Here is a 26,181-nt window from a genome sequence, read left to right as displayed (position 1 = left end):
GGGCCCCCGACAGTCACAAGAAGTCATCTCACCGTGAGATTACCGACTGGGTATCGAGCTACACCCTGCCCTGCCATCACTCTGTGCGCGTGAGCAGTAGACCTCCCCACACCAGCCCTGCCGATCTCGCCACGATCGAGCGAAACACGAGCCGAGCCCTCGTCCTCCGATCCAGTCCCCTGGACCGTGAGGTCTTGCAGGAGCTGGAAGAGCTCCTGCTGGGCCACATCGCGGACTTGCTACCCGAGGCCGGCGTGAGGATCAACCGGCTGTGGCAGGGCAGCCTCGAGTGGTACACGGCACGCACAGTCCTCGACCGGATCGCCAGAGAAGCCCAGCACAGCCTCGGGCACGGCGCACTCGCCGACATTTCCCACGTCGCTCTACTTGCCCGCGACTGCCAGTGGCTCCTCAACTGGCACCATGCCCAGGACCGCGGGCCCCACTGACCGCCGTCTGCGGCCCGCGCGCCCCCGATGGGCGGGCCGCAGACGGCACCAGGCGCCGCCCCGCCATGAGGTGGCTCCCTCCGGGGCGGCACGCCCGGGAACTCCGTGGGGGAGACCCCGGGCAGCAAGAAGCCCCGGCCGGAAATGGGTCCCGGCCGGGGCACCACCCTGACCATTCCAACGAATTCGTTCGAGGATCAGGAGTGGTCCTGTCGTGGTCGCCTTATGCGCGCTCGTCATCCCGGTGAAAGCCTGATAGGTGCCGATCACTGGCGCCGCCCATACTCTTCCCATGTGAGCCGCTCAGGGTTCTTCCCGTAGCCGCACAGCGCCCACGGCACCGGCTCACCGTGTTCCCGGAGCCAGTCAGCGCAGGCGTTCTTCCAGCGTCGCCGTGCCCGGGTGATCTGCCAGGTGAACACGTCGAACGGCTCCGGCATCTCCCCGCGCCCTGCCGGCGGGTGTTCGGTGCCGAATCCCCACTTGGGTGGGTTGAAGGAGTTCAGCCAGGCTGGGCGCTCCTCCATCGGGGGCGCCGTGGCCCGCATCCGGGCCCGGCGTCGCTCCGACAGCATCACCTGCCCCCAATCGACCGGAGCGGGGTCACCGGGGCGGTGTCGTTCATCTCAGTCATCACCCACCCCAGAGCGGCCATGCCCTGCGGAGTCAGGCCCAGCCGGTCCGAGAGGTGCCGGGCCTCCTGTGCCATCCACGCCGAAGCGCGGCCGCCCAGGATGTTCGAGCAGTGGCACACGAACATCGCGACAGCCGGGATGAAGGAGTCGTCCCACTGGTTCGCCTGCGGGCCCGACCACAGCTCCTCCCACGTCTGCCGCTCCGGCTCCGACCACTCCCTGCCAGGCGGCAGGGGCGGCACCGGCAGGTCACACGTGGCCGACAGCTCCACCAGGGCGGCCCGCGTTCCCTTGGCTCGGTATCGGCTGTACGGCTTGGCAGGGTTCCGCCTTGGTCCCGGCATCGGGATCACCTCACTCTCAGTCACTCCAAGATCGGCTGGTTGAGTCCATCCGCTGCGGCGGTCAGCGAGCCACCTCCCCGGCGGTCCGGCGTGGATCATGATCAAGGGGTCACCCCCTGCCCCCTTGATCGCCTTCACTCACTGGCTGTCACCAGGCGAAGCAGGCATCAGGGACGAGCGTCTGTTCAGGGGCGGCCGGTGCGGGCCAGGAGTAACCACGTGCCGGCCGCCGGTCTGTGGGGGTCAGGCCGCAGCCCTGGCTTGCGGGTGGTACCGGGACCATGCCTCGGTCTGCTCAGCAGCCGTGGGCAGCCAGATCCGCCCGCCCTGGGCAAGGAGCCAGCCCACCTTGATGTGGATGACCGGCGAGCTCCACGGCCATGAGGCACGGCCGTGGTGGGCCTTCTCCCAGTCCGAGAACAGCTCGGGCATGTTCGCTACCTCCGCGATCGGGCTGAGGCAGCCGAGGGGGTCGCGGGTGGGGATGCGGTCCCGGAGCCGGAGGACCTGCCAGCTGGCACGCAGCGCACCGTAAGGCGGCTGGAGGCTGTGGAGGCGGACGATAGCCGCGCGGATGTCGGCGCTCTCATCGAGCATGTCGACGGTCGGGCCGGATGCGCGGGCGTGGCGTCCGGCGAGGGTGATGTCCGCCTGGACATGGTCGAGGGCCTTGGCCATGGCGGGCTGCAGGTGGTTGACGAGGATGTGTTCGCCGTTGCCATAGGCGATGCGCTGCATGAGGCTGTCGGCCATCCCCCGGGCGGTCCGCAGCGGCAGTTCGTCGGCTACGCCCCAGCGGTCGCTGTGGTCCTCGATGTGCTGTTCGAGCTGGGTGTACTCCTCGACCATGCCGTCGGGCAGGCTGTGGTAGCCGAATCGGGCGTTGCCGACGAGGGTGGCGACACCTGAGTTGTGCAGGTCTGCCGTGATCTGGTTCATGCGCATGAGCTCTCCTGAGGTCAGTGCTTCTCGGTGCGGAAGCGGGCCTGGTAGACGCCGAGTTTGGCGAGCGCTTCGTGGAACTCCTCGGCAGTCGCAGTCTTGTAGTAGCCGTCCGGCTTTGCGTTGTTGGGGTTATCGGCGGGCGGGTCCGTCTGTGGGTCCATGTCGGTCTCCTGCGTTCAGGCCGCGGGGGGCGTCGGGTTCTCGTTCGCGGGCGCCACGACGGCGCGCAGTGCGTAGCTCACAGGCCCTCCGATTCCGGTTACTCGATCAAGGGGGTGTGTAGGGTTGTGGAGGGTTTCCCGAAACTCTCCATGTATGCGCGCATGAGGATTAACGGGAAACCCTCCACAACCCTGCACTCGTGCAGGTCAGAGGCTTTCGGGGTCCTCAGGACCGACGAGCATGAAGCCCCGGTAGACCTGCCCGGCACTGCTGCGCTTCTTCTCGTAGCCGCGGGCCTTCATCGACGCCGCGAATGACACCTCCGATCCGATCTCCTCGTTCCTCATGCCGTTCTCGTGGCACCAGTTCGTCCACGCCGTGAACAGCTCACGGGACTTCACGTGCCCGTGGGCCGTCGGGATGGTCTGCTCGTTCAGGAAGCGCCCGAGGGCGTCGCTGTCGGTTCGGTACTGCTCGGTGCGCACGCGTACCGCCTCAGGGGGGTTGAGCCCCTGCTGCTGGTAGGCGAGCCACCCCCGGTGTGCCCACGCGAGGACGGCGGGGGCTGCCCTCTTCAACCGGGTGGGCAGGTCCCCGTCGCGCTCCTCCGGGGGAATGACGACGTCGAAGGGGACGACGAGGATGCGCCGCCAGACGGCAGGGTCGTCACCGGAGACGGCGGGGAGGTGGTTGGTGAGCATGATGAGTGTGTGGGAGGGGTCGAACGTGATGGGGTTCTTGTGCATCAGGTTCGCTTCGATCTGGTCTCCGCCCACGAGCCGTTTCATGGTGGCCTCGGCGAACCGGCGTCCCTTCTCCGTCTCGGAGCAGAAGACCAGCCGGGCGCCGCGCAGGCGCATCTTGAACGCCCCATGCCGCTCGTGCTTGGACTCCATGAGGATGGCCGGGTCGACCTCGATGGCGTAGTCGCCGAACGCGGCCATGAGGGCGTCTCGCAGGGTGCCCTTGCCGTTCGCCCCGGTGCCGGTGAAGATTGGCATCACGTGTTCGGTGACCTTCCCGAGCATCGCGTAGCCGCACAGGCGCTGGACGAACGCGCGGACGTCCTCTTCGGGGAGGATGCGCTTGAGGAAGGTCTCCCACTCGGGATCCGTCTCGTCCCCGAGGGCTCCGCCGGCCACCTTGGTGATCAGGTCTTCCCGGTCGTTGTCCCGCACGGTGCCGGTGAGCAGGTGCACGGTGCCCGTGGGGGTGTTAAAGAGGTGGGGGTCGGCGTCGAGGGCCTTGCTGGCCGTAGAGATGGGCCGCAGGGCCGATGCGATGCGCAGCATGCCCTCCAGGCCGGAGGCGGATTCGGAGCGGCGGACATCGACGTACAACTCGTCTCGCTCCTTCTCCGGGAGAAGGTCGAGTTCGCGCAGGGCGGACTTAATGGTGGCTACCGCGGCTTCCATATCGGCTCGCTTCTCGTCGGCCATCCATCGGGCGCCGTCCCACTCGTGCCAGCCGATGCCGTGGACGTGGCGCAGCTGTGCGGCGTGCTCGTCGACGAACCGCTCGGCCATCCGGAGTTGCCCGCGGTGGCCGCGCGGCTGGACGGGGATTCCGGCGCCGGTGACGATCTCCAGGGCGCGGGCCGTGCTGGTGTGCTTCGCGCTGGTCACCGGGCGGCTCCTGTGCTGGTGCCGCGTGCGGACGCGACGGTACGGATGGCGTCGTGTTCTGGCAGCCCCACGTCGACGGCGGCTCGCACGAGGGCGAGTTCGACGGCGGCCTGGTCCAGGCGTCCGGCCGCCGCGTGCTCGTAGCCGCGGCAGGCAGCCCAGAACAGTCGGTCGTTGCGGCTCCCTTCACGGGCGTCGAGGATGGTCTGCACAAGGCCCATGAGGGCACGCCCTCCGTCCTTTGGCGCCTTGACGGGGTTGTGGGGCGCCGGGGGCTTTGGCGGGGGCTTCATGAGCTGCAGGAGAGGCTCAGGGATGGGCAGGACGGTCGGTTCGGCAGTGTGGGGACTGACCCGGTACCAGCCGTTCTTGCCCCTGCTGCCGGGGCCGACGAGGTACCCGGCGGTGCCGCGGACGTCGAGCCCGGCCCCGATCTTGCCTGCGGAGCACGGGACCCGGGTGCCGCGGGGGCCGGTGAACCACAGGTGGAACCCCCCGGAGGGGGTGCAGACGACGAGCGTGCGGGGCACGTCGAAGCCGTGCTTGCGGGAGAGGCTGGCGAGGGTGTCGACCCCGTCAAATCCGTTCTTGCGGTCGACGTCCAGGCCGATGAGAGGGGTGGGTCCGGAGCCGCAGGCGACTCCGTAGCCGGCCGCGTGGTGCGCGGCCTGGAACAGGGCACGGATGCGGTCAGGGTCGGTGGTGGCGTCGTAGACACCGTGCCCTGGCTGGCCGCACTCGCCTTTGCAGCGGTGCCCCTTCTCGTGCGGGGAGGCGATAGCGGGTACCTTGCCGCGGGAGAGTGGGAAGGTGGGGAAGCCGCGCTGTGCGGCTTCGAGGGCGTTGTCGAGGGCGTTCTGCCATTCGTTCACGCGGCCACCGCCTCGGCGCGCAGGACCACGACATACACGAGCCCGCAGGGCGCGGTCTTCAGCACGGAGCGGACAAGCGGGAAAGGCGCGCGGTGGAGGTGAGGGTGCCCGCATCCGGGGCACTTCTCGACCTTGACCTGCCGGTGCCACTTCCGCGAGCGGGAGCGGTAGGTGTCGAGCCTGCCCTCTACGCGAGGCGGGTCGCCCTGCGCTACGGTGGGCCCAGCTTCGCCCGCCGCGAGGTCTTCTGGAAACGCCCCGGTCAGCCCCCGGGGCGTTTCTGTGTTCCGGGTCATGCCGCTTCCGTCTCCTCCCCCGGCGCTTGCGTCGTCTCACCGGACAGAAGGCGCACGAGGTCAGCGGTGATGACGACGTGTCGGGCCCCCAAGGGGATGGTCTTGACGGGTGAGATGCCCCTCTTGATGCGCTCGTACAAGTGACTCTTGCTGCAGCCGATCGCGTCGGCGGCCTGTGAAACGGCTACGGTGGCGGGCCACTTGCGGACGTCGGCGAGGGTGGGGCGGCAGGGCTTGGTCATGCCGCGCTCCTCGGCCGGACCGTGCAGTTCTGGAGCCACCGCTCGATGTCGCTACGGCGGTACCAGACGCGGCCTGCGCGACCCTCTGCGGTCTTGATGTAGGCCGGACCGTCGCCGCGCCACCGCCGTTCGGCGAGTGCTGCGACGCCACCGAGGACCGGGTACTCGCGTGCGACTTGCTTGGTCGAAAGGAACTCGTCCTCCACCGCGACCTCCATGTAGGAACGTGTGTTGCTTATAAGGACCAAAAGCCCCTATGCTGCACCCGTGAAGACGATAGCACCCAACACCGGCTGCATTACAAGGGGATCGTTGTTGCTTACGCTGAGACCTATGACTGAGCAGCAGCGCGGACGTCGCGCCATCGAGGTAGGACCCACGGGCCAGACCGTGGCCGCGAACATTGCTCGCCTGCGTGAGCGTCGCGGCATGACAACTCGACAGTTGGCCGGCGCCCTAGAGCGGGCTGGGCGGCACGTCCCTGCCTCGGGTGTCACCCGTATGGAGAAGGGTGAACGCGTCGTCACCAGCGACGAACTGGTAGCGCTCGCCATCGCCTTCGGTGTGAGCCCGTCTGCGCTGCTGTTGCCGCTGGAAGACGCCCCCAACCGCGTTGTCGAGGTCACTGGGGCGGGAAGGCTGCCTGTGCACGCGGATGTGGCCTGGGACTGGATGGATGGTAAGCGTCCGCTTCGGCTGACCCGTGGCAACGAGGAGACGGAGCTGCTTGAGTACGACCTGTACTCCCGGCCCATCCGTCGGCGTCTCCATGTGACACCGCTGCGGGAACTCAGCGAAGAAGAACGAGTTGTCGAGGAGCGCCCGAAGGTAGAGGGTGATGGCTGAGCCGAAGCGGATCGTCCTCGCGAACGGGAAGGTTCGCTATCGCCTGATGGTCGAGGCTGGCCGTGACGAGAGCGGCAAGCGAATCCAGGTCACGGTCACGAGGGACACCGCGAAGGAGTGCCGGGCGGAGCGTGACCGGATCGCACACCAGCGGTCGGCCGGGACGTTCATCTCCCCCAACAAGATCACGTTGGGGGAGTGGCTTGACCAGTGGTTGGAGTACAAGCGCCGGGACGTCGAGGAGACGACCATCCGCACGTACCGCATGGCGCTGGTCCACGTCCATGAACGCCTTGGACACGTGCGGTTGCAGGAACTCACCGAGGACCAGGTCCAGGAGTTCTTGGACGCGCTCGTGTCGACCGGGCGCCGCAAGGGTGGCGAGCCTGGCACTCGGCTGGCCGTGTCGACGGCCGACGGCATCCTGACGCGGCTGCGGGAGGCCCTGGGGCGCGCGGTCGTGCGGAAGCTGATCCCGGTGAACCCCGCCCAGTACGTCAAGGTCTCCCTCGCCGACAAGAAGACGGACAAGCGGGAGCGGGATCGGCCCAAGCCGTGGACCGTGGCCGAGGTGCAGACGTTCATCCGGGGCATCGCTGACGACCGGCTGTACGCGCCGCTGCTGCTGTCCTTGATGGGGATGCGGCCGGCGGAGGTGTGCGGGCAGTGCTGGCCCGACGTCGACCTGGACGACGGCCTGCTGTTCATCACCTTGACGCGGACCATGGTGGGCAATCACCTGGTGCTGGAAAAGGACACCAAGACCGCGGCCGGCGAGCGCGGCCTGCCGCTGCCCCGCGGCCCGTGGGAAGCCCTGCGCGCTTTCCGGGTGCTACAGCTGCGAGAGAAGGAGTTCGCGGGCGAGGGGTACACCGACACGGGGTACGTCGCCGTCGACGAGCTCGGTCTGCCGCTGAACACGCGGCAGCTACGGGAGTACGCCTACCGGTTGATGCGGAAACTCGGCCTACGGCAGGTGCGCCTGTACGACGCCCGTCACGCTGTGCTGAAGGCGCTGGCGCTCTCCGGCGTACCTGACGTGATCCTCGCAGCGTGGGCTGGCCACACGAACGCGGCCTTCACCAAGCGCAAGTACGTGTCCATCGAACCAGAGGACATGCGGGGCGCCGCCGACGCGCTCGACGTGTTCCACGGCGTAGATCAAAAAGCCCTCAGGTGAGAAATTGTGAGATTCGATCTCTCGCGCGGGGGTGCTCACCGCATCTGACCTGCGCGAACCTCTCTGCCCGTAGAACAGTGACCGGATTCTACTGGCGTTTTACGCAGGCCAGCGCCCCGCCCCGATTTGTGCGTTGCTACGAGAGCGGCTCGGCGGGCTCGGCGTCGCCCCCGTACGGCGTCAGCTCGGCCCGCTTGGGCGGCCGGCCGTCCCCGCTGGAGCGTCCGGTCAGCCGGCGGCCGATCCACGGCACCAGGTGCTCGCGGGCGAACCGGGCGTCCGAGGTCCGGCGGGCCGCCCAGCCGGGGCGGACCAGCGGGGGCAGGGGTGCGCTCCAGTCGAACGACGCCTCGTGCCCAAGTGCCTGCCAGACGGCCTCGGCCACCCGCCGGTGCCCCTCGGCGTTCAAGTGCAGCCGGTCCTCGGCCCACAGCCGGGAGTCGCCCAGCACCTCGGCGCCGAAGAGATCGACGACCAGCGCGCCGTGCCGGCCGGCCAGGTCGTCGATGAAGCCGAAGAGCTGCTCCATGCGCGGCCGGAATCGTTCCATCACCGGGCCCTGCCTCCCTGGGCTGCGCATCAGCACCAGCTGACGACAGCTCGGCGCGAGCCGCGCCGCCGCCTCCTCCAGCCGCGCGCAGACCAGGTCCACGTCGCACTTGGGGCGCAGGACGTCATTGAGTCCGCCGACCAGCGTCACCAGATCGGCGCCCATCGCGGCGGCGGGCGCCGACTGCTCGTCGGCGATCTGGCCGATGAGCTTGCCGCGCACGGCGAGGTTCGCGTAGCGGAAGCCGGGGGCGAGCGCCGCGAGCCGAGCCGCGAGGAGATCGGCCCAGCCGCGGTACGAGCCGTCCGGCAGCTCGTCGGACATGCCCTCGGTGAAGGAGTCACCGACGGCGACGAAGCTCGTGTATGTGTAGGTCGCATTGATCTGCATGGCGCGGGCGATCCTACCCTTCGGCGGTGCCGCCGTGCTGCGAGATGGTTTCGCCGCCTGCGGCCGCAGGGCGCCCTGCGGGCGCGTCCTCAATCGCCGGACGGGCTTGTTGTGGCTGGGCTCAGCCACATCGAGCCCGTCCGGCGATTGAGGACACCGCCGCGCAGCGGTGGTGCGGACAGCCGGCGTAGCGGCCGGTGTGGCGGTGGGTTACGTCAGAAAATCGCCGGCCAGGCGCTGGGCCGTGCGTTCCAGCAGCGACGCCGCCTCCGTCATGCAGCGGGCGGGGTCGGGTTCCAGGTCGGTGAGGGCGTAGGCGCGGCGGATGCCCGCGCGGCCCAGGGACTCCGGAGGGAGGGCCAGGCGGCCGCAGACCGCGATGACCTCCAGGCCGCGGGCGCGGGCCGCCGTCGCCACGCCCGCCGGGGCCTTCCCGTGCAGGGTCTGCTCGTCCAGCGACCCCTCCCCCGTGATCACCAGGTCCGCCCGGTCCAGGGCCGCCTCGAAGCCCAGGACCTCCAGCATCACCTCGATGCCCGGCCGGAAGCGCGCGCCGAGGCCGACGAGCGCCCCGTAGCCGAGGCCACCCGCGGCCCCCGCGCCCGGGGCGCGCGCGTACTCGGCCGCCTGGGGGCCGACGGCCTGTTCCAGGATCCACGCGTAGTGCGCGAGGGCCGTCTCCAGCTCCGCGACGTCCCCCTCCTCGGCGCCCTTCTGCGGCGCGTAGACCGCCGCGGCGCCCGTCGGGCCCGTCAGCGGGTTGTCGACATCGCTCGCGAGGGTGACAACGGTCTCCGCCAGGCGTGGGTCCAGCCCGGTGAAGTCCGCGGTCACCAGCCCGGCCAGCGGCCCGCCGCCCGGCGTGAGCGGCTGCCCGTCGGCGGCCAGGAAGCGGGCGCCGAGCGCCGCGAGCATCCCGGCTCCGCCATCCGTGGTGGCGCTGCCGCCGACGCCGAGGACGATGCGCCGGGCGCCCGCGTCCAGCGCCGCCCGCAGCAGTTCGCCGGTGCCGTACGTGGTGGCCGTGAGCGGGGCCCAGACGCCTTCCGGCAGGTGCCGCAGGCCCGAGGCCTCGGCCATCTCCACCACGGCCGTATCGCCGCGCAGCGCGTACGCGGCGTCGACCGGCGCCCCCAGCGGCCCGCTGGCGTGCTTCCGGCGGCGCTCGAAGCCCGCCGCGAGGGCCGCCTCGACCGTGCCGTCCCCGCCGTCGGCGACCGGGAGCGACTCGACGGTCAGCCCGGGCACCGCGCGCCGCAGTCCGGCCGTGACGTGCTCGGCGACCTCTACGGCCGTGAGCGAGCCCTTGAACTTGTCCGCGGCGATCAGCACCCGGGGTAGCGCCCCCTCGGCGCTCGCGCCGCTGGGCACGGGGCCCGGCGCCGTTGCGGCGTCCGTGTCCGCCGGCCGTCCCACCGAGGCGGTCATCGTCGGTCCCGGCCGGTCGTCGTCAGCGTCCGTGCCGGTCGTCCTCGCAGCGTCTGCCACCTTGCATCCCCTGTTCTCCGGGCCTGCTCGCGCACAGGCAGTCGCGCCGCAGCGACCCTACCCGGCGGCATATGGCGTTGCCCATGCCCTCGGGCGGCGTGCCAGGCCGCCCAATTGGGACTGTCCCGGCCATAGTGGGGCGTCATGAGCACCGACGCATCCGAGTCGCCCGGCTCGATCCCGCCGTCCGGCCCGTCCGAGCCACCACGGGGCGGCCCACCACGGGACGGGGCGCAGGACGGCCCACCGCAGGACGGGCCCCCCGACCTCGCCGTCGTCGCCATCGGAGGCGCCGCCGTACTGGCGGTGGTCGGCTGGGCCGCGCTCGGCAAGCACTCGTTCGACAGCGTGTCGTCGTCCGCCCTGAGCTGGGTGCTGTCGAACTTCGCCTGGCTGTTCGTGATCGCCGCCGATGTCTTCCTCGTGCTGTGCGTGGTCATCGCCGCGAGCCGGTTCGGCCGGATCCGGCTGGGCAAGGACGACGACCGGCCTGAATTCGGCAGCCTCGCGTGGATCGCGATGATGTTCAGCGCCGGCATGGGCATCGGCCTGATGTTCTACGGGGTCGGCGAGCCGCTCCAGCACTTCGTCTCCCCGCCGCCCGGCAGCGGCGTCCCCGCCGGGACCCCCGCCGCGGCCCGGACGGCACTGGAGTATTCCTTCTTCCACTGGACCCTGCACCCGTGGGCCATCTACGGAATGGCCGGCCTCGCCCTCGCCTACGCCGGCTTCCGCAAGGGCCGCGGCAACCGGCTCAGCTCGGCGTTCGTACCGCTGCTCGGGCAGCGGCGGGCGGACGGCTGGCCGGGCCGGGCCATCGATCTGCTGGCCGTCTTCGCGACGGTGTTCGGGACGGCGACCAGCCTGGGCCTGGGCGCGCTCCAGGTGTCGAAGGGACTGAACATCACGACCGGCGTCGAGGACTCCACCACCCTGGAGCTGATCATCATCGCCGGGCTGTCGGGCGCCTTCGTCCTGTCCGCCTTCTCCGGGCTGCACAAGGGCGTGAAGTGGCTGAGCACGATCAACATCCTGCTCGCCGCGTGTCTGATGCTCTTCGTCTTCCTCCTCGGGCCGACGGTCAACATCCTCAACACCATCCCCGCGGCCACCGGCAGCTATCTGCACGATCTGCTGGTACTGGCGACGCGCACGGGGGCGTTCACGGACTCGAAGTGGCTCGGCGCGTGGACGATCTTCTACTGGGCGTGGTGGCTGTCGTGGGCCCCATTCGTGGGCACGTTCATCGCCCGTATCTCGCGCGGCCGTACGATCCGCGAGTTCCTCGTCGGCGTGCTGCTGGTGCCCAGCGGCGCGACGGTGGTGTGGTTCTGCGTCATGGGCGGCAGCGCGCTGCGCCTGGACATGACCGGCGCGGCGGACATGGCGGGGACGGTCGCGGACGGCGCGGAGGCGTCGATGTTCGCGCTGCTGGACACCCTGCCCCTGGCCACGCTCGTGTCATGGGTGGCGATGCTGCTGGTGATGACGTACTTCATCACCAGCGCGGACTCCGCGTCGCTGGTGATGGGCTCGCTGTCCAGCCGGGGCGCGCTGCACCCGCGCACCTGGCTCGTGGTGACCTGGGGGGTGCTCATGGCGGCGGTCGCCGCCGTGCTGCTGGTGGCCGGTGGGCTCGGCTCCCTGCAGTCGGCGACGATCCTGGTCGCCCTGCCGTTCGTGCTGGTGATGCTGGCGCTGTGCTGGTCGCTGCTGACGGAGCTGCGCGCGGACCCGGGCGCGGGTCCGGCCCGCCATCACGCGGCGCACGGGCTGCGGGACGCGATGCGCACGATGATCGGCGAGGCCATCACCGAGCACGGCCCGACCCGGCACCACCGGCTGCGCCGGGTCGCGGAGAGCGTCCGCGGCCGCGACGACACCGACGGCGGCCCCCGGGCCTGAACGGTCTCGGAACCGACGGCGGCCCCGGGGCCTGAACGGCCTCAGAACAGCCCGTCCTGCACGGACGGTTCGGCCGCGCCGCGCTCGAAGTCCAGCAGCCGGCGCTTGCGGTCCAGGCCACCGCCGTAGCCGGTGAGGCTGCCGTTCGCACCGATGACGCGGTGGCAGGGGACGATGATGCTGATGGGGTTCTTGCCGTTCGCGAGCCCGACCGCGCGGGAGGCGCCCGGTGCCCCGATGAGCTCCGCGAGTTCACCGTAGGAGAGCGTCTCACCGAAGGCGATCTGCTGGAGACCGTCCCAGACGCGGCGTTGGAACGGGGTGCCTCCCAGGTGCAGGGGGAGGTCGAAGGTGGTGGACGCGCCGGTGAAGTAGGCCTCCAACTGGCGCACCACCTCGGGGAAGGGCGTGCCGTCGCGCTCGCCGAAGGTCTCCAGGGGCGGCCGGTGCCGCTGGTCGGTCATATAGACACCGGACAGCAGGCCGTCGGTCGCCACGAGGGTGAGCGGGCCGTAGGGGCTGTCGAGGACGGTGTGGGCGCGGGTCATGAGGAGCGTTTCCGTTCGGATCGCGGCGGACGAGGAGCGTGGTGGAGGCGGGCGGAGGCCGCGGCGCCTGGGATGGACGCTTCGGGCGGCCGGGCGGGGCACACCGGGTCCGCCGATCGCGGCGGCCCTGCGCCGGTCGTTGCCCGGCCGGTCAGGCCGACGGCATGCTGGCCGCCGCGTGGTCGTCGGCCGACCACAGGTACTGGACGGCGTACGCGCGCCAGGGCCGCCACGCGGCGGCGTGCCGGGTGAGCGCCCCGGGTGTGGCGGGCAGGCCCGCGGTGGCCGCGGCGCGCCGTACGCCGAGGTCCGTGGGGATGAAGGCGTCGGAGTCGCCGAGGGCCCGCATCGCGATGATCTCCGCCGTCCAGGGGCCTATGCCGGGGAGGGCGGTGAGGTGGGCGCGGGCCCGCTCCCAGTCGCTGCCGACGCCGAGGGCGAGCTCTCCGTCCGCGAGGGCACTGGCGACGCGGACGACGGTGGCGCGGCGCCCGGTGGGCATGGCGAGGGCGGCGGGGTCCAGGCCGGCCAGCGCCCCGGCGGTGGGGAACAGGTGGGTGAGGCCGCCGTGCGGGGTGGCCAGCGGTTCGCCGTGCGCGAGGACGAGCCGGGCGGCGAGGGTGCGGGCGGCGGCGGTCGACACCTGCTGGCCGAGCACGGCGCGTACGGCGAACTCCTCGGCGTCCACCGTGCGGGGCACCCGCCGCCCCGGCGCCTTGTCGACCAGGGGGCCGAGCAGGGGATCGGTGCGCAGCAGCGAGTCGACGGCCTCCGGGTCGGCGTCCAGGTCGAGGAGTCGGCGGCAGCGGCTGATGGCACCCGCGAGGTCGCGCTGATCGGAGAGGGCGAGCCGGCAGTCGATGTGGTCGGGGCGCGGGCGCAGGGCGACGGTGCCGTGCCCGTAGGGCAGCCGCAGGGTGCGGTGGTAGGCACCGTCGCACCACTCCTCGACGCCCGGTACGGCCGTGGCGGCGAGGTGGCCGAAGAGGTTGTCGGGGTTCATGGGCGCCCGGAAGGGCAGCCGGAGCGTCAGGACACCGGGGGTGGCGGGGCGGTTCCCCGGGCGGCGCGGGCACGCAGCTCGGTCGGGGCGAGCGCGAAGACCTCGCGGACGGTCTCGTTGAAGGCCCTGATGGAGGCGAATCCGGCGGCGAAGGCGACGTCCGCCATGGGCAGTTCGCTGGTCTCGATGAGGATCCGCGCGGTCTGGGCGCGCTGGGCGCGGGCGAGGGCGAGGGGGCCCGCGCCCAGCTCGGCGAGCAGCTGCCGTTCGATCTGGCGGGTGCTGTAGCCGAGGCGGGCGGCGAGTCCGGGGACGCCCTCGCGGTCGACCGTGCCGTCGCCGATGAGCCGCATGGCACGGGCGACGACATCGGCGCGTTCGTTCCAGCGCGGTGAGCCGGGGCTGGCGTCGGGCGCGCAGCGCTTGCAGGCCCGGAAGCCGGCCTGCTGGGCGGCGGCCGCACTCGGGTAGAAGGACATGTTCCGGTCCTTCGGCGGTACGGCGGGGCAGCTCGGCCGGCAGTAGATCCGGGTGGTGAGAACCGCGGTGTAGAACCATCCGTCGAAGCGGGCGTCCTTGGACCGCACGGCCCGTACGCAGCGGTCGAAGTCGGTGTGCATGCGTCAAGGATCGCCCGTCCGGGGTCGCCCTGGCTCGCGGGAATCCGACATGGACACCGGGCCGGCCTCGGGGGTCGTCATTCACCCACCCCTCCTCTTGTCAACGGTGGTTGACGCCCGACGCTTGTCATCCTAGGTTGACAGCATGGCCGGAACGGATGCGAAGGAAGCGGTCGGCACCACAGAGGCCGCCATGGACGGTGATCCCCACGTGGGACTGCGCGCCGTCGCCGCGCTGCGGCGGCTGGTCGAGCGCCTGGAGGCGCTCCAGGTCGACAGCGCGCGGCGGCAGGGCTGGTCCTGGGAGGAGATCGGGGCCGCGCTGGGTGTGAGCAGGCAGGCAGTGCACAAGAAACACGCCAGGAGGTAGCCATGTTCGAACAGTTCACCAAAGAGGCCCGGTTCGCGGTGATCCAGGCGCAGGAGGAGGCACGCGACCTGGCCCACACATGGGTCGGCAGCGAGCACCTGCTGGTCACCGTGGCCGCCCAGGAGGGGGCGCCGGGGGCTGCCACGCTGGCGCGGCTCGGCATCACACCCGCCGCTTGCCGCGCGGCCCTCACACCGGCGGGCCCGCTCGACGCCGGTGACGCGGAGGCGCTGCGTGCGCTCGGGATCGACCTCGACGCGGTGCGGGCCCGTGCCGAGGAGAGGTTCGGGCCGGGCGCGCTGGGTCCCCGGGAGGAGGAGCCCGCAAAGAAGCGAGGGTTGCCGTTCGGCCGGCGCCGGGGCGGCGCGAAGGGGCCCCGGAGCCATATCCCGTTCACCCCGCGGGCCAAAAAGGCGCTGGAGCGTTCGCTGCGCGAGGCGCTGGCCCGCAAGGACCACCGCATCGGCCTCGAACATGTGCTGCTGGGCGTCCTCCACCCGGAGGACGCCGTGACGGCCGGGATCCTGCGCAGGCTCGGCACCGACCCGGCGACCGTACGTGCGGGGCTCGTGGCCGATCTGGACCGGGCGGCGTAGCCGCGGGTGGCGCGTGCGGTTGCGTGCGCACCACCGCTGCGCGGCGGTGTCCGGGGTCGCCGGACGGGCTGGTTTCGGCTGAGTTCAGCCCAATCAAGCCCGTCCGGCGATTGAGGACGCGCCCGCAGGGCGCTCGCCGCCGCAGGCGGCAAAGACGGCCCGCAGAAACCGGGCCTAGCCCGCGGAGCGACCCGCAAGCCGCCGCCATACGGCCTTCGCCGCATGGTGCCCCGACATCCCGTGCACACCCGGGCCCGGCGGGGTCGCGGAGGAGCAGAGGAAGACGGCGGGGTGGGCCGTGGCGTAGGGGACGCGGGCGAGCTTCGGACGGATCAGCAGGCGCAGGCCCGCGACGGAGCCGGTCGCGATGTCGCCGCCGATGTAATTGGCGTTGCGGGCGGCGAGCTGGGGCGGCCCGGCGGTGGCGCGGGCGAGGACGAGGTCGCGGAAGCCGGGGGCGAAGCGCTCGATCTGACGCTCGATCACGTCGGTGGCGTCGCCCTCCCAGCCGCTCGGTACGTGCCCGTAGACCCAGAAGGTGTGCTTGCCGTCGGGGGCGCGGGACGGGTCGACGAGGCTGGGCTGGGCGGTGATCAGGAACGGGACGGAGGGGTCGTGGCCGTCGAAGGCGGCGTGCACGGCGGCGGAGATCTCGCCGTACGTCGGCCCGACGTGGACCGTACCGGCCCGCCGGGCCTCCTCTGCCGTCCACGGCACCGGCCCGTCCAGGGCGTAGTCGATCTTGAAGACACTCGGTCCGTAGCGGAAGCGGCGGTAGGCGTCACCCAGGCCGGCGATCCGGGCCACGGCGGTCGGGGAGGTGTCGAAGACGTACGCGCGGGCGGGCGGCAGGTCGTCGAGCCGCTTGACCTCGAAGTTCGTGTGGATGGCACCGCCCAGCGCCCGCAGGTACGAGCCGAGCGCGTCGGCGATCGACTGCGAGCCGCCGCGCGGCACCGGCCAGCCGCCCGCGTGCGCGGCGAGGGCGAACATCAGCGCCATGCCACCGGTCCCGAGGCCGCTGAGCGGCGCGATGCCGTGCGCGGCGAGCCCCGCGAAGAGCCCGCGCGCCTTCTCGTCGTGGAAGCGGCGGGTGAGCAGCGCGGCGGACTGGGCGGCGACCAGGCCGAACCGGGCGTAGCCGACCGGGTCGCGCGGCAGCCCGTCCCACTGGGTGCGCAGGAAGTCCGCCGCCACCGTGTCCCACTTGCCGTGGAACGGCGCGACGAGCCTTCGGTACGCGCCGGCGTCGCGCGGGCCGAAGGAGTGGGCGCTCTCGCCGATACTGCGGGAGAGGACCGCGGCCGTGCCGTCGGGAAAGGGGTGCGCCAGGGGCAGCTCGTGGTGCAGCCACTCCAGTCCGTGCCGGGCCAGCGGCATGGCGTTGAAGGCGGGCGAGCCCGCGCCGAGCGGGTGCACGGCGGAGCACGGGTCGTGGCGGAAACCGGGGAGGGTCAGCTCCTCTGTGCGGGCTCCGCCGCCGATCGCGTCGGCGGCTTCGAAGACCTCGACCCGCAGCCCCCGCCGGGCCAGTTCGACCGCGGCCGTCAGCCCATTGGGCCCGGCCCCTACGACGACCGCGTCGAGCATCGTGGGCACCGCACGGACTCCCCTCGTCCCCTGCAGATCAACCGGCGGACGCCAGCAGATCAAGGATATGCCGAGCCGTCGCGGCATCCCTCGCCGCGGTGAAGGGAAGGGTGTTGCCGCCCGCTATCCGGAACGGCTCCCCCGCGAGGGTCGCGCTCGCGCCACCCGCCTCGGCGACGAGCAGCAGCCCGGCCGCGTGGTCCCATGCGTTCTCCCAGGAGAAGGCCACCGCGTCGAGGGATCCCTCCGCCACCCGCAGATACTCGAGCCCGGCCGAGCCGCAGGGGCGCGGCACGACGCCGTCCGTGAGCAGCTTCCCTAGGACGTGCTTCTCCTCGTCGGTGGTGAAGTCGTAGTGCGAGACCGCCACGTGGAGGTCCTGGCCGGGCTCGGGCGAACCCGAACGCAGCGGCGAGCCGTTGAGCAGCGCTCCCTTGCCGCGCCGCGCGACGGCCATCCGGTCCAGCGCCGGGGCGTACGTCCACGAGGCGAGCAGCTCCCCGTGGTGGGCGAGGCAGACGAGCATGGCGAAGGCGGGGTCGCCGTGCACGAACTGGCGGGTGCCGTCGACGGGGTCGACGATCCAGACCGGGTCCTCGCCGCGGAGCGCTTCCAGCAGCGTCAGATCGGCGTGCACGGCTTCCTCGCCGACCACGACGGAACCGGGCAGCAGGGCGGTGAGCGAAGCCGTCAGGTGCCGCTCGGCGAGCCGGTCCGCGACGGTCACCAGGTCGTGCGGGCCGTTCTTCTCGACGATCTCGTGCGCGGCGAGCTGCCGGAAGCGGGGCATGATCTCGACGGCGGCCGCCTTGCGTACGGCCTCCTCGACATCGGTCAGGTCACCTGCGAGAAATTCATCGATCATACGCCCATCGAACCACGCCGCACCGACAACCGGTGGTGGCCCGGCGACGTGGCGGTGACGCTGACGTGAACGCTGCGGCAGGGCTCTGCCCGCTGTGGTTTCCGGTGCCGAAGTCACGGGACCGGCATGCGCTCCAGGTACGACAAAGGCTGGAGTCCATGCACGGCCCTGTGGTCAGGGAGTCCCTCCTGGGTCACACCGATGTGGGTCCAGTCGCCGAACTGTCCAGCAGGGAAGTCCCTCAGATGGGCGAAGTCACCGCCGTCGTTGAGCTCGCCCGACGCGGCAGCGCGCGTGTCCCGGCTGTAGAAGAAGAAGCGGGGGAAGAGGTCGCCGCCGACGTCGATGATGTGGGTCCAGTTCCCCGAACTGTCCCGCGGGAAAGTCTTTCAGGTTGACGAAGTCACCGCCAGCATCAAGGCTGCCCTACCCGGCAGCCCGCGTCTGCCTGTCGTAGAAGAAGAACATGGAACTGCCTCCTGTTTTTCTCTACCCTCGACCCACCCGTGCCAGCGGGACGCACCCTCCCCATCACCCGGAATCGAAAGAAACGCCTATGGAGAATTATTTCTCTCCTGTGGCAAGACCGCATTGCGGGGCCGGCGCGGGAAGCGGTCCCGTGGGCACGACGCATGGTGCGCGGCGCCCGGTGAACGCCCGGCGTTACGGTTGACGACGCTGTCGGCCGACAGGGCCGGCCGGGACGAATCACACTGGAGGACGCGCCGTGCACGGTGAATACAAGGTGCCGGGCGGCAAGCTCGTCGTCGTGGACCTGGAGGTCGCGGACGGAGCGCTCCGTGATGTCCGAGTAGCGGGCGACTTCTTTCTGGAGCCCGACGAGGCGATCCTCGACATCGACCGCGCCCTGGAGGGCGCCCCCGCCGACACCCCCGCCCCGCAGCTCGCGGCGCGCATCGACGCGGCACTCCCCGAGGGAACCGTGATGTTCGGTTTCTCCTCCGAGGCCGTGGGCATCGCGGTCCGCCGGGCGCTTGCGCACGCCACCGACTGGCGGGACTACGACTGGGAGCTCATCCACGTCGGTCCGCAGCCCCCCGCCCTGCACATGGCGCTGGACGAGGTGCTGACGGCCGAGGTCGCGGCCGGGCGGCGGCCGCCGACGCTGCGGGTGTGGGAGTGGGGCGCCCCCGCCGTGGTGATCGGCAGCTTCCAGTCGCTGCGCAACGAGGTCGACGCGGAGGCCGCCGCGCGGCACGGCATCACGGTGGTGCGCCGGATCTCGGGCGGCGGCGCGATGTTCATCGAGCCCGGCAACACCATCACGTACTCGCTGTCCGTCCCCGACGCGCTCGTCCAGGGCCTGTCCTTCGCCGACAGCTACGCCTACCTCGACGACTGGGTGCTCGGCGCTCTGAACGACATGGGCGTCAAGGCGTGGTACCAGCCGCTCAACGACATCGCCACCGACGCCGGAAAGATCGCGGGCGCGGCGCAGAAGCGGCTCGTGGGCACGGACGGCGCGGTGCTGCACCACGTGACCATGGCGTACGACATCGACGCCGACAAGATGCTCGACGTGCTGCGCATCGGCAAGGAGAAGCTGTCCGACAAGGGCATCAAGAGCGCCAAGAAGCGCGTCGACCCGCTGCGCCGCCAGACCGGTCTGCCGCGCTCCGCCGTGATCGAGAAGATGGTCGCGTCCTTCCGCGGCCGGTACGGGCTGGTGGAGGGCACGGTCACCCCCGAGGAGATGGCGCGGGCCGAGGAGCTGGCGGCGACGAAGTTCGCCTCGGCCGAGTGGACCGCGCGCGTGCCGTGACGCCAAAAGGAGCCGACGTTCAGCTCAGTGCCGGAATGACGTGCTCCCCGTACGCGTCGATCGTGGTCTCCTTCGCGTCGTGCATGGCGTAGACCGCGAACTGGTCGACGCCCAGGGACCGTAGCTCCTCCAGCCGCTCGCGATGCGCCTCGGCCGGGCCGAGCAGGCAGAAGCGGTCCACGATCTCGTCGGGCACGAAGTCGGTGGAGGGGTTCCCGGCCCGGCCGTGGTGGCTGTAGTCGTAGCCCTCGCGCTGCTTGATGTACGCGGTGAGGGCCTCGGGCACCATGCCGGAGCCCTCGCCGTAGCGGGCGACCAGGTCGGCGACGTGATTGCCGACCATGCCGCCGAACCAGCGGCACTGCTCCCGCGCGTGCGCCAGGTCGTCACCGACGTACGCGGGCGCGGCCACGCAGATCGTGACGGACGCCGGGTCGCGGCCGGCGTCGGCGGCGGCGGTGCGGACGGCCTGGACCATCCACGCGGTCAGCGTCGGGTCGGCGAGCTGGAGGATGAAGCCGTCGGCCTCCTGACCGGCGAGGGCGAGCGCCTTCGGCCCGTACGCGCCCATCCAGACGGGCAGCTTGCCGTCCCGCACCCAGGGCAGGCGCAGCGTCGTGCCGCCTACGTCGGCCTCGCGTCCCTCCGCGAGGTCGCGGATGACGCTCATCGCCTCGCGCAGGGTGGCCAGGGTGTTGGGCTTGCGGCCGGCCACCCGCATGGCCGAGTCGCCGCGGCCGATGCCGCACACGGTGCGGTTGCCGTACATGTCATTGAGCGTGGCGAAGGTGGAGGCCGTGACCTCCGGGGCGCGGGTGGTGGGGTTGGTGACCATCGGACCGACGATCAGTCGCTCGGTGTGGTCCAGGATGCGGCTGTAGATGACGAAGGGTTCCTGCCACAGCACGGCGGAGTCGAAGGTCCAGCCGTAGCGGAACCCGGCGCTCTCGGCGCGGCGCATGAGGTCCACCACGGCACTGGCGGGCGGGTCGGTCTGCAGGACGAGTCCGAAGTCCACGCGGGTGTCTCCTAGTTCAGGTACTGGCAGGTGGAACGGGGGGTGAAGCGGCCGTGGCCGGCCCGTCCGACGAACTCGCGCCGGTCGATGACGGGTTCACCGCGCGAGAGGACCGTCTCGACCTGGCCGGTCACGGTCTTCCCCTCGTAAGCCGAGTAGTCGACGTTCATGTGGTGGGTCTCGGCGGAGAGCGTCTGCCGCGCGTTCGGGTCGTAGATGACGACATCGGCGTCGGCACCCGGGGCGATCGTGCCCTTTTGCGGGTAGAGGCCGAACATCCGGGCGGGGGCGGCGCAGGCGATCTCGATCCAGCGGCGGCGGGAGAGGTGCCCGTCGACGACGGCCTGGTGGAGGAGGTCCATGCGGTTCTCCACGCCGGGCAGCCCGTTGGGGATCTTGGAGAAGTCGCCGCGGCCCAGCTCCTTCTGGCCGGAGAAGCAGAAGGGGCAGTGGTCGGTGGAGACGACCTGGAGGTCGTCGGTGCGCAGTCCGCGCCAGAGTGCGGCCTGGTGCTCGCGGGGCCGCAGCGGTGTCGAGCAGACGTACTTGGCGCCCTCGAAGCCCGGCTCGGCGAGGTTGTCGGTGGACAGGAAGAGGTACTGCGGACATGTCTCACCGAAGACGGGCAGGTCCATGCCCCTGGCCCGGGCCAGCTCGGCGACGGCTTCCTCGGCCGAGACGTGCACCACGTACAGCGGGCTGCCGGCGACGCGGGCGAGCTGGATGGCGCGGTGTGTGGCCTCGGCCTCCAGCAGCGCCTTGCGGACCTCGCCGTGGTAGCGGGGGTCCGACTCCCCCCGGGCCAGCGCCTGCTCGATGAGCACGTCGATCGCGATGCCGTTCTCCGCGTGCATCATGATCAGGCCGCCGTTGCCGGAGGCCCGCTGCATGGCGCGCAGGATCTGGCCGTCGTCCGAGTAGAAGACCCCCGGATACGCCATGAACAGTTTGAACGACGTCACGCCTTCTTCGACGAGTCCGTCCATTTCCTTGAGCGTGTGCTCGTTGACGTCCGACACGATCATGTGGAAGGCGTAGTCGATCGCGCAGGTGCCCTGGGACTTGGCGTGCCAGGTGTCGAGGCCCTCGCGCAGCGACCGGCCGCGGGACTGGACCGCGAAGTCGACGACGGTCGTGGTGCCGCCCCACGCCGCGGCGCGGGTCCCCGTCTCGAAGGTGTCACTGGAGGCGGTGCCGCCGAAGGGGAGGTCGAAGTGGGTGTGGGCGTCGACGCCGCCCGGGATGACGTACTTGCCCGTGGCGTCGATCGTCCGGTCGGCGGTCCAGCCCTCGGCGAAGGTGCTGTCGGGCGTGGCGAGGGCCGCGACCTTGCCGTCCTCGACGAGGACGTCCATGCGGCCCTCCTCCGCCGCGGTGATGACGAGCCCCCCGCGGATGACGGTCCTGGTCATGGCCGTTCCTTTCCGGAGATCGCGTGCTGCGCCCGGCGCAGTGCCTCTTCGAGGAGGGCGGCGCCCTCCTCGGCCTCGGTGATGGTGAGCGTCATCGGCGGGGCGATGCGCAGGGTATTGCCGTCGCGCCCGCCCTTGCCGACGAGCAGACCGAGCTCCCGGGCGGCTTCGAGGGTGAGCGCGGCGGCCTCCGGGGAGGGCGAGCCGTCGTCCCCGACCAGCTCCATGCCGATCATCAGGCCGCGGCCGCGTACCTCGTGGACGACCGGCAGGCCGGCGGCGACGGCCCGCAGCCGCTCGATGAGGAGGCCGCCGACCCGGCGGGCGTTGCCCTGGAGGTCGTGCTCCAGGAGGTAGGTGAGGTTGGCGAGGCCGGCCGCCATGGTGACGGGGCTGCCGCCGAAGGTGGAGATGGAGTTGGCGCCCAGGCAGTTCATGACCTCGGCCCGGGCGACGACGCCACCGACGGACATGCCGTTCCCGATGCCCTTGGCGAAGGTGAGCACGTCGGGCGGGCCGCTTCGGGCGTGGGCCTGCCAGCCCCAGAAGTGGTCGCCGGTCCGGCCCCAGCCGGTCTGGACCTCGTCGGTGATCCACAGGATGCCGCGCGGGGCGAGGACCTCGCGGAAGGCCGCGTACAGCCCGTCGGGGGGTGCGGTGAATCCGCCGACGCCCTGGACGGGTTCGGCGATCAGCGCGGCGACGTTGCCGTGCGTCTGGGCGAGCACGTCCTCAAGGTCGGCGACACAGGCCTCGATGAACCGCGCGTCGGACAGATGGGCGAAGGGGCCGCGGGTGCGGATGCCGCCGTGCACGTAGAGCGTCTGCAGCGGGGAGAGGCTGGTGGGCGACCAGTCGGCGTTGCCGGTGACGGCGATGGAGGCGAAGGACCGGCCGTGGTAGCTGTTCCGCATCGCCAGGATCTGGTTGGAGCTGCGGTGGGTGGTGGCGAGCAGCAGGGCGGCGTCATTGGCCTCGGTGCCTGAGGTGGTGAAGAAGACCCGCGCGTCGGGGATGCCGGAGAGGGCGGCGATCCGCTCGGCCAACTCGACCATGTGCCGGTCGAGATAGAGCGTGGAGGTGTGCAGGATGCGGCCGGCCTGGTCACCGACGGCCTTGGTGACCTCCGGCAGGGCGTGGGCGGTCATGGTGGTGAGGATGCCGCCGAAGAAGTCGAGGTAGCGTCTGCCCTCGGCGTCCCACACATGGCGGCCCTCGCCGTGGGTGATCTCCAGCGGGTCGCGGTAGTAGAGGGCGAGCCACTCGGGCATGACGGCCCGGTGCCGGTCGCGCAGACCGGAGGGGGCAGGAGCCGGGGCGGAGGCCGCGCCTCCGGGGGCCCCCGCGCTCACGGCTGGACCAGCCCGTCGTACGCGTCGGGCCTGCGATCCCGGTAGAACGCCCACTGCCGGCGCACCTCGTCGATCAGGGAGAAGTCGAGGTCGCGGACGATCAGCTCCTCCTTGGTGTCGCTCGCGACGTCACCGACGAACTGGCCGCGCGGGTCGACGAAGTACGACGTGCCGTAGAAGTCGTTGTCGCCGTACTCCTCCTGGCCCACCCGGTTGATCGCTGCGATGAAGTACTCGTTGGCGACGGCTGCCGCGGGCTGTTCCAGCTTCCACAGGTGGGCGGAGAGGCCGCGTGAGGTGGCGGAGGGGTTGTAGACCAGCTGGGCTCCGGCGAGGCCCAGTGAACGCCAGCCCTCGGGGAAGTGGCGGTCGTAGCAGATGTAGACGCCGACCTTGCCGACGGCCGTGTCGAAGACGGGCCAGCCGATATTGCCGGGCTTGAAGTAGTACTTCTCCCAGAAGCCCTTGACCTGGGGGATGTGGTGCTTGCGGTACTTCCCCAGATAGCTGCCGTCGGCGTCGATGACGGCGGCGGTGTTGTAGTAGAAGCCGGACTGCTCGACCTCGAAGACGGGCACGACGATCACCATGCCGGTCTCGCGGGCGAGGTCGCGCATCCGGCTCACGGTGGGGCCGTCCGGGACCGGCTCGGCCCAGCGGTAGTGCTCGCTCTCCTGCACCTGGCAGAAGTAGGGGGCGTTGAAGACTTCCTGGAAGCCGATCACCTTCGCGCCCTGCGCGGCGGCGGCACGGGCGTGTTCCTCGTGCTTGGCGATCATCGACTCGGTGTCACCGGTCCAGGTCGCCTGGACGAGTGCGGCGCGGACAACGTTGGCCATGAGCTGCTCCTTTGCCGGGGCGTCAGCCAGCCCGTCACGTAGATCACGTGTGGATGCGACCGTATGACCCGCCCCGACTCGTGGCAAGACCATCCGGCTTCCTGTGGATAACCCGCGTCGCGCGGATGTGGACAACCCGCCTCGCGCGGCCGGGCGCGGTCGGACCGGAGGGGGCGCGTACGGACCGCAAGGGGCGCGGGCAGACCAGCAGGCGCGCCCGGGGAGGTAGCGCGAAGCGGGCGGCGGGCCGGGAAGCCCGCCGCCCGTGAGCACGGCGTACGCGCGACGTCGTGTGCTGTCGTGTCGTCCGGCGGTGCCGCCTACCGGCCCGACGGGTGGACGACCATCGCGGAGCCGCCGCCGCGCCTGACCCGTTCGGCGGCCGCCAGCCAGCGGCCGTCCGGCAGCCGCTGGACGCCGGTGGCCGCACCGATCTCCGGGTTCTGCTTGAACACATGGCCGAGGGCTTCGAGCCGTCCTCTGAGCCGGCTGTCCCACAGGCCCGGCTCCAGCTCGGTCACCGCCGCGTTGCGCTGGCTGGCGCGCGGCGCGGCGATCGCGTCGACCAGCGGCATCCCGCGGTCCACGTGGTTGAGCAGGGTCTGCAGGGTGGTGGTGATGATGGTCGCGCCGCCGGGCGAGCCGAGCGCGAAGGCGGGCCGCCCGTCGTCCAGGACGATCGTCGGCGAGAGCGACGAGCGCGGGCGCTTGCCGGGGCCGGGCAGGTTCGGGTCGTGGACGCCCGGGCTGACCGGCACGAAGGAGAAGTCGGTCAGTTCGTTGTTGAGCAGGAAACCGCGCCCGGGCACGGTGATGCCGCTGCCGCCGGTCTGCTCGATGGTCAGGGTGTAGGCGACGACGTTGCCCCACTTGTCGGCGGTCGTCAGATGCGTGGTGTGCTCCCCCTCGTAGGGGGTGGGCGCGGCCTTGCCGCGTGTGCCGCAGGGCACCGGGCGGCGCGGGTCGCCCGGGGCGAGCGGGCTGGTCAGCACCGCGTCGTCCTTGATCAGGCACGCGCGCGTGTCGGCGAAGTGCTGGGAGGTCAGCCCCTTGGTGGGCACGTTCTCGTGCGCCGGGTCGCCGACCCAGCGGTTGCGGTCGGCGAACGCGACCCGGCTGGCCTCGATGTAGCGGTGCAGATAAGTCTTCTTGTCGAGCTTCGAGAGGTCGCCGCGCTCCAGGATGTTGAGCGCCTCGGCGACGGTGGTGCCGCCGGAGGACGAGGGGGCGACGCCGTAGACGTCGAGGCCCCGGTAGGACGTCCGGGTGGGGTCCTGCTTCTTCGCCGTGTACGCGCGCAGGTCCCGTGCCGTCAGGTCACCGGGGCGCACGACGCGCTTGGCCCCGGGGGCGACGGGGGGCTTGCGCACGGTCCGGACGATGTCGCGGCCGACCTCGCCCCGGTAGAGCGCGTCGGTGCCCTTCTTGGCCAGCAGCTCGTAGGTGCGCGCGAGGTCGGGGTTCTTCAGGGTCGTCCCGACGGCCGGCGGCTGTCCGCCCGGCAGGAAGAGCTCGGCGCTGGCCGGGAAGTCCTTGAAACGCGCCTGGTTGTCGGCGGTCTGCTTACGGAAGGTGGCGTCGACGGTGAAGCCCTCGCGGGCGATGCGCTGGGCGGGGCGCAGCACCTGGGCGAGCGACCGGCTGCCCCAGGTGCGCAGGGCGGTGTCCCAGGTGGCGGGGGTGCCGGGGGTGCCGACACTGCGGCCGCTGGTGACGGCGTCCGCGAACGGGATGGGCTTGCCGTCCTCCAGGAAGAGGTCCTTGCCGGCGCTGAGCGGGGCGCGCTCACGGCCGTCGATCATCGAGGTCCGGTGCCGCTTCGCGTCGTAATGGAGGAAGTAGCCGCCGCCGCCGATCCCGGCCGAGTACGGCTCGGTGACGCCGAGCGCGGCAGCGGTGGCCACCGCCGCGTCGACGGCGTTACCGCCCTTGCGCAGCACTTCGATGCCGGCTGCCGACGCGTCGGGGTCGACGCTGGCCACAGCGCCGCCGTAACCGACGGCGACGGGGGACTTCGCGGGTGTGCGGGCGGTGTGCGGGTGCTCCGTCGTGCCCGCCGCCGAGGCGGCGGGCACGACGGTTGTGGCGACCAGCGCGGCCGTCACGGCGAGTACGGGCAGACGTCGTTGGGCGGTCGATCTCGCGCGGGCCATCCCTACCTCCAAGCGGGGCGAACGAGCCCCGGAGCCTACTCGGAGGGCGGGCCGGAAGACAGGGTGCCGCGCATGGTGACCTCGCTCGGCGCGTCCGGCTCGG

General features: G+C 71.3%; 26 protein-coding genes and 1 pseudogene. 7 read left to right on the top strand and 20 right to left on the bottom strand.

What is annotated here, in order from left to right:
* Nucleotides 1-89: 89 nt before the first annotated feature.
* The gene (locus ACZ53N_RS27810; RefSeq protein ID WP_469143545.1) at nt 90-449 is read left to right on the top strand and encodes a DUF6415 family natural product biosynthesis protein; all 360 of its coding nucleotides are present in this window, start codon (nt 90-92) and stop codon (nt 447-449) included.
* 266 nt (nt 450-715) lie between these two features.
* Here the strand turns inward: ACZ53N_RS27810 and ACZ53N_RS27805 are convergent, their stop codons facing one another.
* The 9 genes from ACZ53N_RS27805 to ACZ53N_RS27765 all read right to left on the bottom strand — a co-directional run bounded on the left by ACZ53N_RS27805 (nt 716) and on the right by ACZ53N_RS27765 (nt 5,788).
* A complete protein-coding gene (locus tag ACZ53N_RS27805; protein ID WP_469143544.1) occupies nt 716-976 on the bottom strand; it encodes a hypothetical protein in 261 nt (86 codons plus the stop codon).
* A gap of 47 nt (nt 977-1,023) precedes the next feature.
* The gene (locus ACZ53N_RS27800) at nt 1,024-1,428 is read right to left on the bottom strand and encodes a phage terminase small subunit (RefSeq protein WP_469143543.1); all 405 of its coding nucleotides are present in this window, start codon (nt 1,426-1,428) and stop codon (nt 1,024-1,026) included.
* A gap of 243 nt (nt 1,429-1,671) precedes the next feature.
* Entirely contained in the window at nt 1,672-2,373 is a 702-nt protein-coding gene (locus ACZ53N_RS27795; protein ID WP_469143542.1) for a hypothetical protein, read from the bottom strand.
* A gap of 14 nt (nt 2,374-2,387) precedes the next feature.
* Nucleotides 2,388-2,534, bottom strand: a complete 147-nt coding sequence (locus ACZ53N_RS27790; RefSeq protein WP_469143541.1) for a hypothetical protein — start codon at nt 2,532-2,534, stop codon at nt 2,388-2,390.
* A gap of 207 nt (nt 2,535-2,741) precedes the next feature.
* Entirely contained in the window at nt 2,742-4,160 is a 1,419-nt protein-coding gene (locus ACZ53N_RS27785) for a DNA primase family protein (protein WP_469143540.1), read from the bottom strand.
* Complete coding sequence (locus ACZ53N_RS27780) at nt 4,157-5,032, bottom strand: bifunctional DNA primase/polymerase (RefSeq protein WP_469143539.1); 876 nt, start codon at nt 5,030-5,032, stop codon at nt 4,157-4,159. The genes ACZ53N_RS27785 and ACZ53N_RS27780 overlap by 4 nt, the downstream gene beginning before the upstream one ends.
* Nucleotides 5,029-5,328: a hypothetical protein gene (locus tag ACZ53N_RS27775; protein ID WP_469143538.1), complete on the bottom strand. Its 300-nt coding sequence runs from the start codon at nt 5,326-5,328 to the stop codon at nt 5,029-5,031. The genes ACZ53N_RS27780 and ACZ53N_RS27775 overlap by 4 nt, the downstream gene beginning before the upstream one ends.
* Nucleotides 5,325-5,570 carry a helix-turn-helix transcriptional regulator gene (locus tag ACZ53N_RS27770; protein WP_469143537.1) on the bottom strand — a complete coding sequence of 82 codons (246 nt, stop codon included), beginning with the start codon at nt 5,568-5,570 and terminating at the stop codon, nt 5,325-5,327. Before ACZ53N_RS27770 ends, ACZ53N_RS27775 begins: the two co-directional genes overlap by 4 nt.
* A complete protein-coding gene (locus ACZ53N_RS27765; RefSeq protein ID WP_469143536.1) occupies nt 5,567-5,788 on the bottom strand; it encodes a DNA-binding protein in 222 nt (73 codons plus the stop codon). The genes ACZ53N_RS27770 and ACZ53N_RS27765 overlap by 4 nt, the downstream gene beginning before the upstream one ends.
* Nucleotides 5,789-5,903: 115 nt before the next feature.
* Here ACZ53N_RS27765 and ACZ53N_RS27760 point away from each other — a divergent pair, with 115 nt between their 5' ends.
* The gene (locus ACZ53N_RS27760; protein ID WP_469143535.1) at nt 5,904-6,416 is read left to right on the top strand and encodes a helix-turn-helix domain-containing protein; all 513 of its coding nucleotides are present in this window, start codon (nt 5,904-5,906) and stop codon (nt 6,414-6,416) included.
* On the top strand, nt 6,409-7,596 hold the full coding sequence (locus tag ACZ53N_RS27755; protein ID WP_469143534.1) for a site-specific integrase: 1,188 nt from the start codon (nt 6,409-6,411) through the stop codon (nt 7,594-7,596). Before ACZ53N_RS27760 ends, ACZ53N_RS27755 begins: the two co-directional genes overlap by 8 nt.
* A gap of 136 nt (nt 7,597-7,732) precedes the next feature.
* Here ACZ53N_RS27755 and ACZ53N_RS27750 read toward each other — a convergent pair whose 3' ends face one another.
* Together ACZ53N_RS27750 and ACZ53N_RS27745 are read right to left on the bottom strand one after the other, a co-directional pair.
* On the bottom strand, nt 7,733-8,536 hold the full coding sequence (locus ACZ53N_RS27750) for an SGNH/GDSL hydrolase family protein (RefSeq protein ID WP_469143533.1): 804 nt from the start codon (nt 8,534-8,536) through the stop codon (nt 7,733-7,735).
* 210 nt (nt 8,537-8,746) lie between these two features.
* Entirely contained in the window at nt 8,747-9,868 is a 1,122-nt protein-coding gene (locus tag ACZ53N_RS27745; protein ID WP_469143579.1) for a glycerate kinase, read from the bottom strand.
* Nucleotides 9,869-10,168: 300 nt separating this feature from the next.
* Between ACZ53N_RS27745 and ACZ53N_RS27740 the strand changes: the two genes are divergently transcribed.
* Nucleotides 10,169-11,929 (top strand): BCCT family transporter, encoded by a 1,761-nt coding sequence (locus ACZ53N_RS27740; RefSeq protein WP_469143532.1) that lies wholly within the window; start codon nt 10,169-10,171, stop codon nt 11,927-11,929.
* 41 nt (nt 11,930-11,970) lie between these two features.
* On the opposite strand, the gene ACZ53N_RS27735 is transcribed toward ACZ53N_RS27740, so the two are convergent.
* On the bottom strand, nt 11,971-12,477 hold the full coding sequence (locus ACZ53N_RS27735; RefSeq protein WP_469143531.1) for a methylated-DNA--[protein]-cysteine S-methyltransferase: 507 nt from the start codon (nt 12,475-12,477) through the stop codon (nt 11,971-11,973).
* Nucleotides 12,478-12,628: 151 nt separating this feature from the next.
* Nucleotides 12,629-14,100, bottom strand: a pseudogene (locus ACZ53N_RS27730) (AlkA N-terminal domain-containing protein).
* 145 nt (nt 14,101-14,245) lie between these two features.
* Here ACZ53N_RS27730 and ACZ53N_RS27725 point away from each other — a divergent pair.
* Both ACZ53N_RS27725 and ACZ53N_RS27720 read left to right on the top strand, forming a co-directional pair.
* The gene (locus tag ACZ53N_RS27725) at nt 14,246-14,470 is read left to right on the top strand and encodes a hypothetical protein (RefSeq protein WP_469143530.1); all 225 of its coding nucleotides are present in this window, start codon (nt 14,246-14,248) and stop codon (nt 14,468-14,470) included.
* Between the two features lie 2 nt (nt 14,471-14,472).
* A complete protein-coding gene (locus ACZ53N_RS27720) occupies nt 14,473-15,066 on the top strand; it encodes a Clp protease N-terminal domain-containing protein (RefSeq protein ID WP_469143529.1) in 594 nt (197 codons plus the stop codon).
* A 174-nt stretch (nt 15,067-15,240) separates the two neighbouring features.
* On the opposite strand, the gene ACZ53N_RS27715 is transcribed toward ACZ53N_RS27720, so the two are convergent.
* Nucleotides 15,241-16,665 carry a phytoene desaturase family protein gene (locus ACZ53N_RS27715; protein ID WP_469143528.1) on the bottom strand — a complete coding sequence of 475 codons (1,425 nt, stop codon included), beginning with the start codon at nt 16,663-16,665 and terminating at the stop codon, nt 15,241-15,243.
* Between the two features lie 28 nt (nt 16,666-16,693).
* Nucleotides 16,694-17,521 (bottom strand): inositol monophosphatase family protein, encoded by an 828-nt coding sequence (locus ACZ53N_RS27710; protein ID WP_469143527.1) that lies wholly within the window; start codon nt 17,519-17,521, stop codon nt 16,694-16,696.
* A 727-nt stretch (nt 17,522-18,248) separates the two neighbouring features.
* On the opposite strand from ACZ53N_RS27710, the gene ACZ53N_RS27705 reads away from it, so the two are divergent.
* Entirely contained in the window at nt 18,249-19,304 is a 1,056-nt protein-coding gene (locus ACZ53N_RS27705; RefSeq protein ID WP_469143526.1) for a lipoate--protein ligase family protein, read from the top strand.
* Between the two features lie 19 nt (nt 19,305-19,323).
* Here ACZ53N_RS27705 and ACZ53N_RS27700 read toward each other — a convergent pair whose 3' ends face one another.
* The 5 genes from ACZ53N_RS27700 to ggt form a co-directional block, all read right to left on the bottom strand.
* A complete protein-coding gene (locus ACZ53N_RS27700; protein ID WP_469143525.1) occupies nt 19,324-20,322 on the bottom strand; it encodes a TIGR03842 family LLM class F420-dependent oxidoreductase in 999 nt (332 codons plus the stop codon).
* Between the two features lie 11 nt (nt 20,323-20,333).
* Nucleotides 20,334-21,734: a dihydropyrimidinase gene (gene hydA / locus ACZ53N_RS27695; RefSeq protein WP_469143524.1), complete on the bottom strand. Its 1,401-nt coding sequence runs from the start codon at nt 21,732-21,734 to the stop codon at nt 20,334-20,336.
* A complete protein-coding gene (locus ACZ53N_RS27690) occupies nt 21,731-23,005 on the bottom strand; it encodes an aspartate aminotransferase family protein (protein ID WP_469143578.1) in 1,275 nt (424 codons plus the stop codon). The genes hydA and ACZ53N_RS27690 overlap by 4 nt, the downstream gene beginning before the upstream one ends.
* Nucleotides 23,006-23,082: 77 nt before the next feature.
* A complete protein-coding gene (locus tag ACZ53N_RS27685) occupies nt 23,083-23,925 on the bottom strand; it encodes a nitrilase-related carbon-nitrogen hydrolase (protein WP_469143523.1) in 843 nt (280 codons plus the stop codon).
* 320 nt (nt 23,926-24,245) lie between these two features.
* On the bottom strand, nt 24,246-26,078 hold the full coding sequence (gene ggt / locus ACZ53N_RS27680) for a gamma-glutamyltransferase (RefSeq protein ID WP_469143522.1): 1,833 nt from the start codon (nt 26,076-26,078) through the stop codon (nt 24,246-24,248).
* Nucleotides 26,079-26,181: the final 103 nt, after the last annotated feature.

The sequence above is a fragment of the Streptomyces sp. NPDC033229 genome (assembly GCF_055576875.1).
The sequence above is the reverse complement of the archived record's forward strand: the minus strand, read 5'-3'. Positions and strand labels throughout refer to the sequence as shown.

Coding starts and splice junctions, on each gene's coding strand:
- ACZ53N_RS27805 (WP_469143544.1), bottom strand. CDS start 976: ATGGAGGAGCGCCCAGCCTGGCTGAACTCCTTCAACCCACCCAAGTGG.
- ACZ53N_RS27800 (WP_469143543.1), bottom strand. CDS start 1,428: ATGCCGGGACCAAGGCGGAACCCTGCCAAGCCGTACAGCCGATACCGA.
- ACZ53N_RS27795 (WP_469143542.1), bottom strand. CDS start 2,373: ATGCGCATGAACCAGATCACGGCAGACCTGCACAACTCAGGTGTCGCC.
- ACZ53N_RS27790 (WP_469143541.1), bottom strand. CDS start 2,534: ATGGACCCACAGACGGACCCGCCCGCCGATAACCCCAACAACGCAAAG.
- ACZ53N_RS27775 (WP_469143538.1), bottom strand. CDS start 5,328: ATGACCCGGAACACAGAAACGCCCCGGGGGCTGACCGGGGCGTTTCCA.
- ACZ53N_RS27770 (WP_469143537.1), bottom strand. CDS start 5,570: ATGACCAAGCCCTGCCGCCCCACCCTCGCCGACGTCCGCAAGTGGCCC.
- ACZ53N_RS27765 (WP_469143536.1), bottom strand. CDS start 5,788: ATGGAGGTCGCGGTGGAGGACGAGTTCCTTTCGACCAAGCAAGTCGCA.
- ACZ53N_RS27760 (WP_469143535.1), top strand. CDS start 5,904: ATGACTGAGCAGCAGCGCGGACGTCGCGCCATCGAGGTAGGACCCACG.
- ACZ53N_RS27755 (WP_469143534.1), top strand. CDS start 6,409: ATGGCTGAGCCGAAGCGGATCGTCCTCGCGAACGGGAAGGTTCGCTAT.
- ACZ53N_RS27750 (WP_469143533.1), bottom strand. CDS start 8,536: ATGCAGATCAATGCGACCTACACATACACGAGCTTCGTCGCCGTCGGT.
- ACZ53N_RS27740 (WP_469143532.1), top strand. CDS start 10,169: ATGAGCACCGACGCATCCGAGTCGCCCGGCTCGATCCCGCCGTCCGGC.
- ACZ53N_RS27735 (WP_469143531.1), bottom strand. CDS start 12,477: ATGACCCGCGCCCACACCGTCCTCGACAGCCCCTACGGCCCGCTCACC.
- ACZ53N_RS27725 (WP_469143530.1), top strand. CDS start 14,246: ATGGCCGGAACGGATGCGAAGGAAGCGGTCGGCACCACAGAGGCCGCC.
- ACZ53N_RS27720 (WP_469143529.1), top strand. CDS start 14,473: ATGTTCGAACAGTTCACCAAAGAGGCCCGGTTCGCGGTGATCCAGGCG.
- ACZ53N_RS27710 (WP_469143527.1), bottom strand. CDS start 17,521: ATGATCGATGAATTTCTCGCAGGTGACCTGACCGATGTCGAGGAGGCC.
- hydA (WP_469143524.1), bottom strand. CDS start 21,734: ATGACCAGGACCGTCATCCGCGGGGGGCTCGTCATCACCGCGGCGGAG.
- ACZ53N_RS27690 (WP_469143578.1), bottom strand. CDS start 23,005: ATGCCCGAGTGGCTCGCCCTCTACTACCGCGACCCGCTGGAGATCACC.
- ACZ53N_RS27685 (WP_469143523.1), bottom strand. CDS start 23,925: ATGGCCAACGTTGTCCGCGCCGCACTCGTCCAGGCGACCTGGACCGGT.
- ggt (WP_469143522.1), bottom strand. CDS start 26,078: ATGGCCCGCGCGAGATCGACCGCCCAACGACGTCTGCCCGTACTCGCC.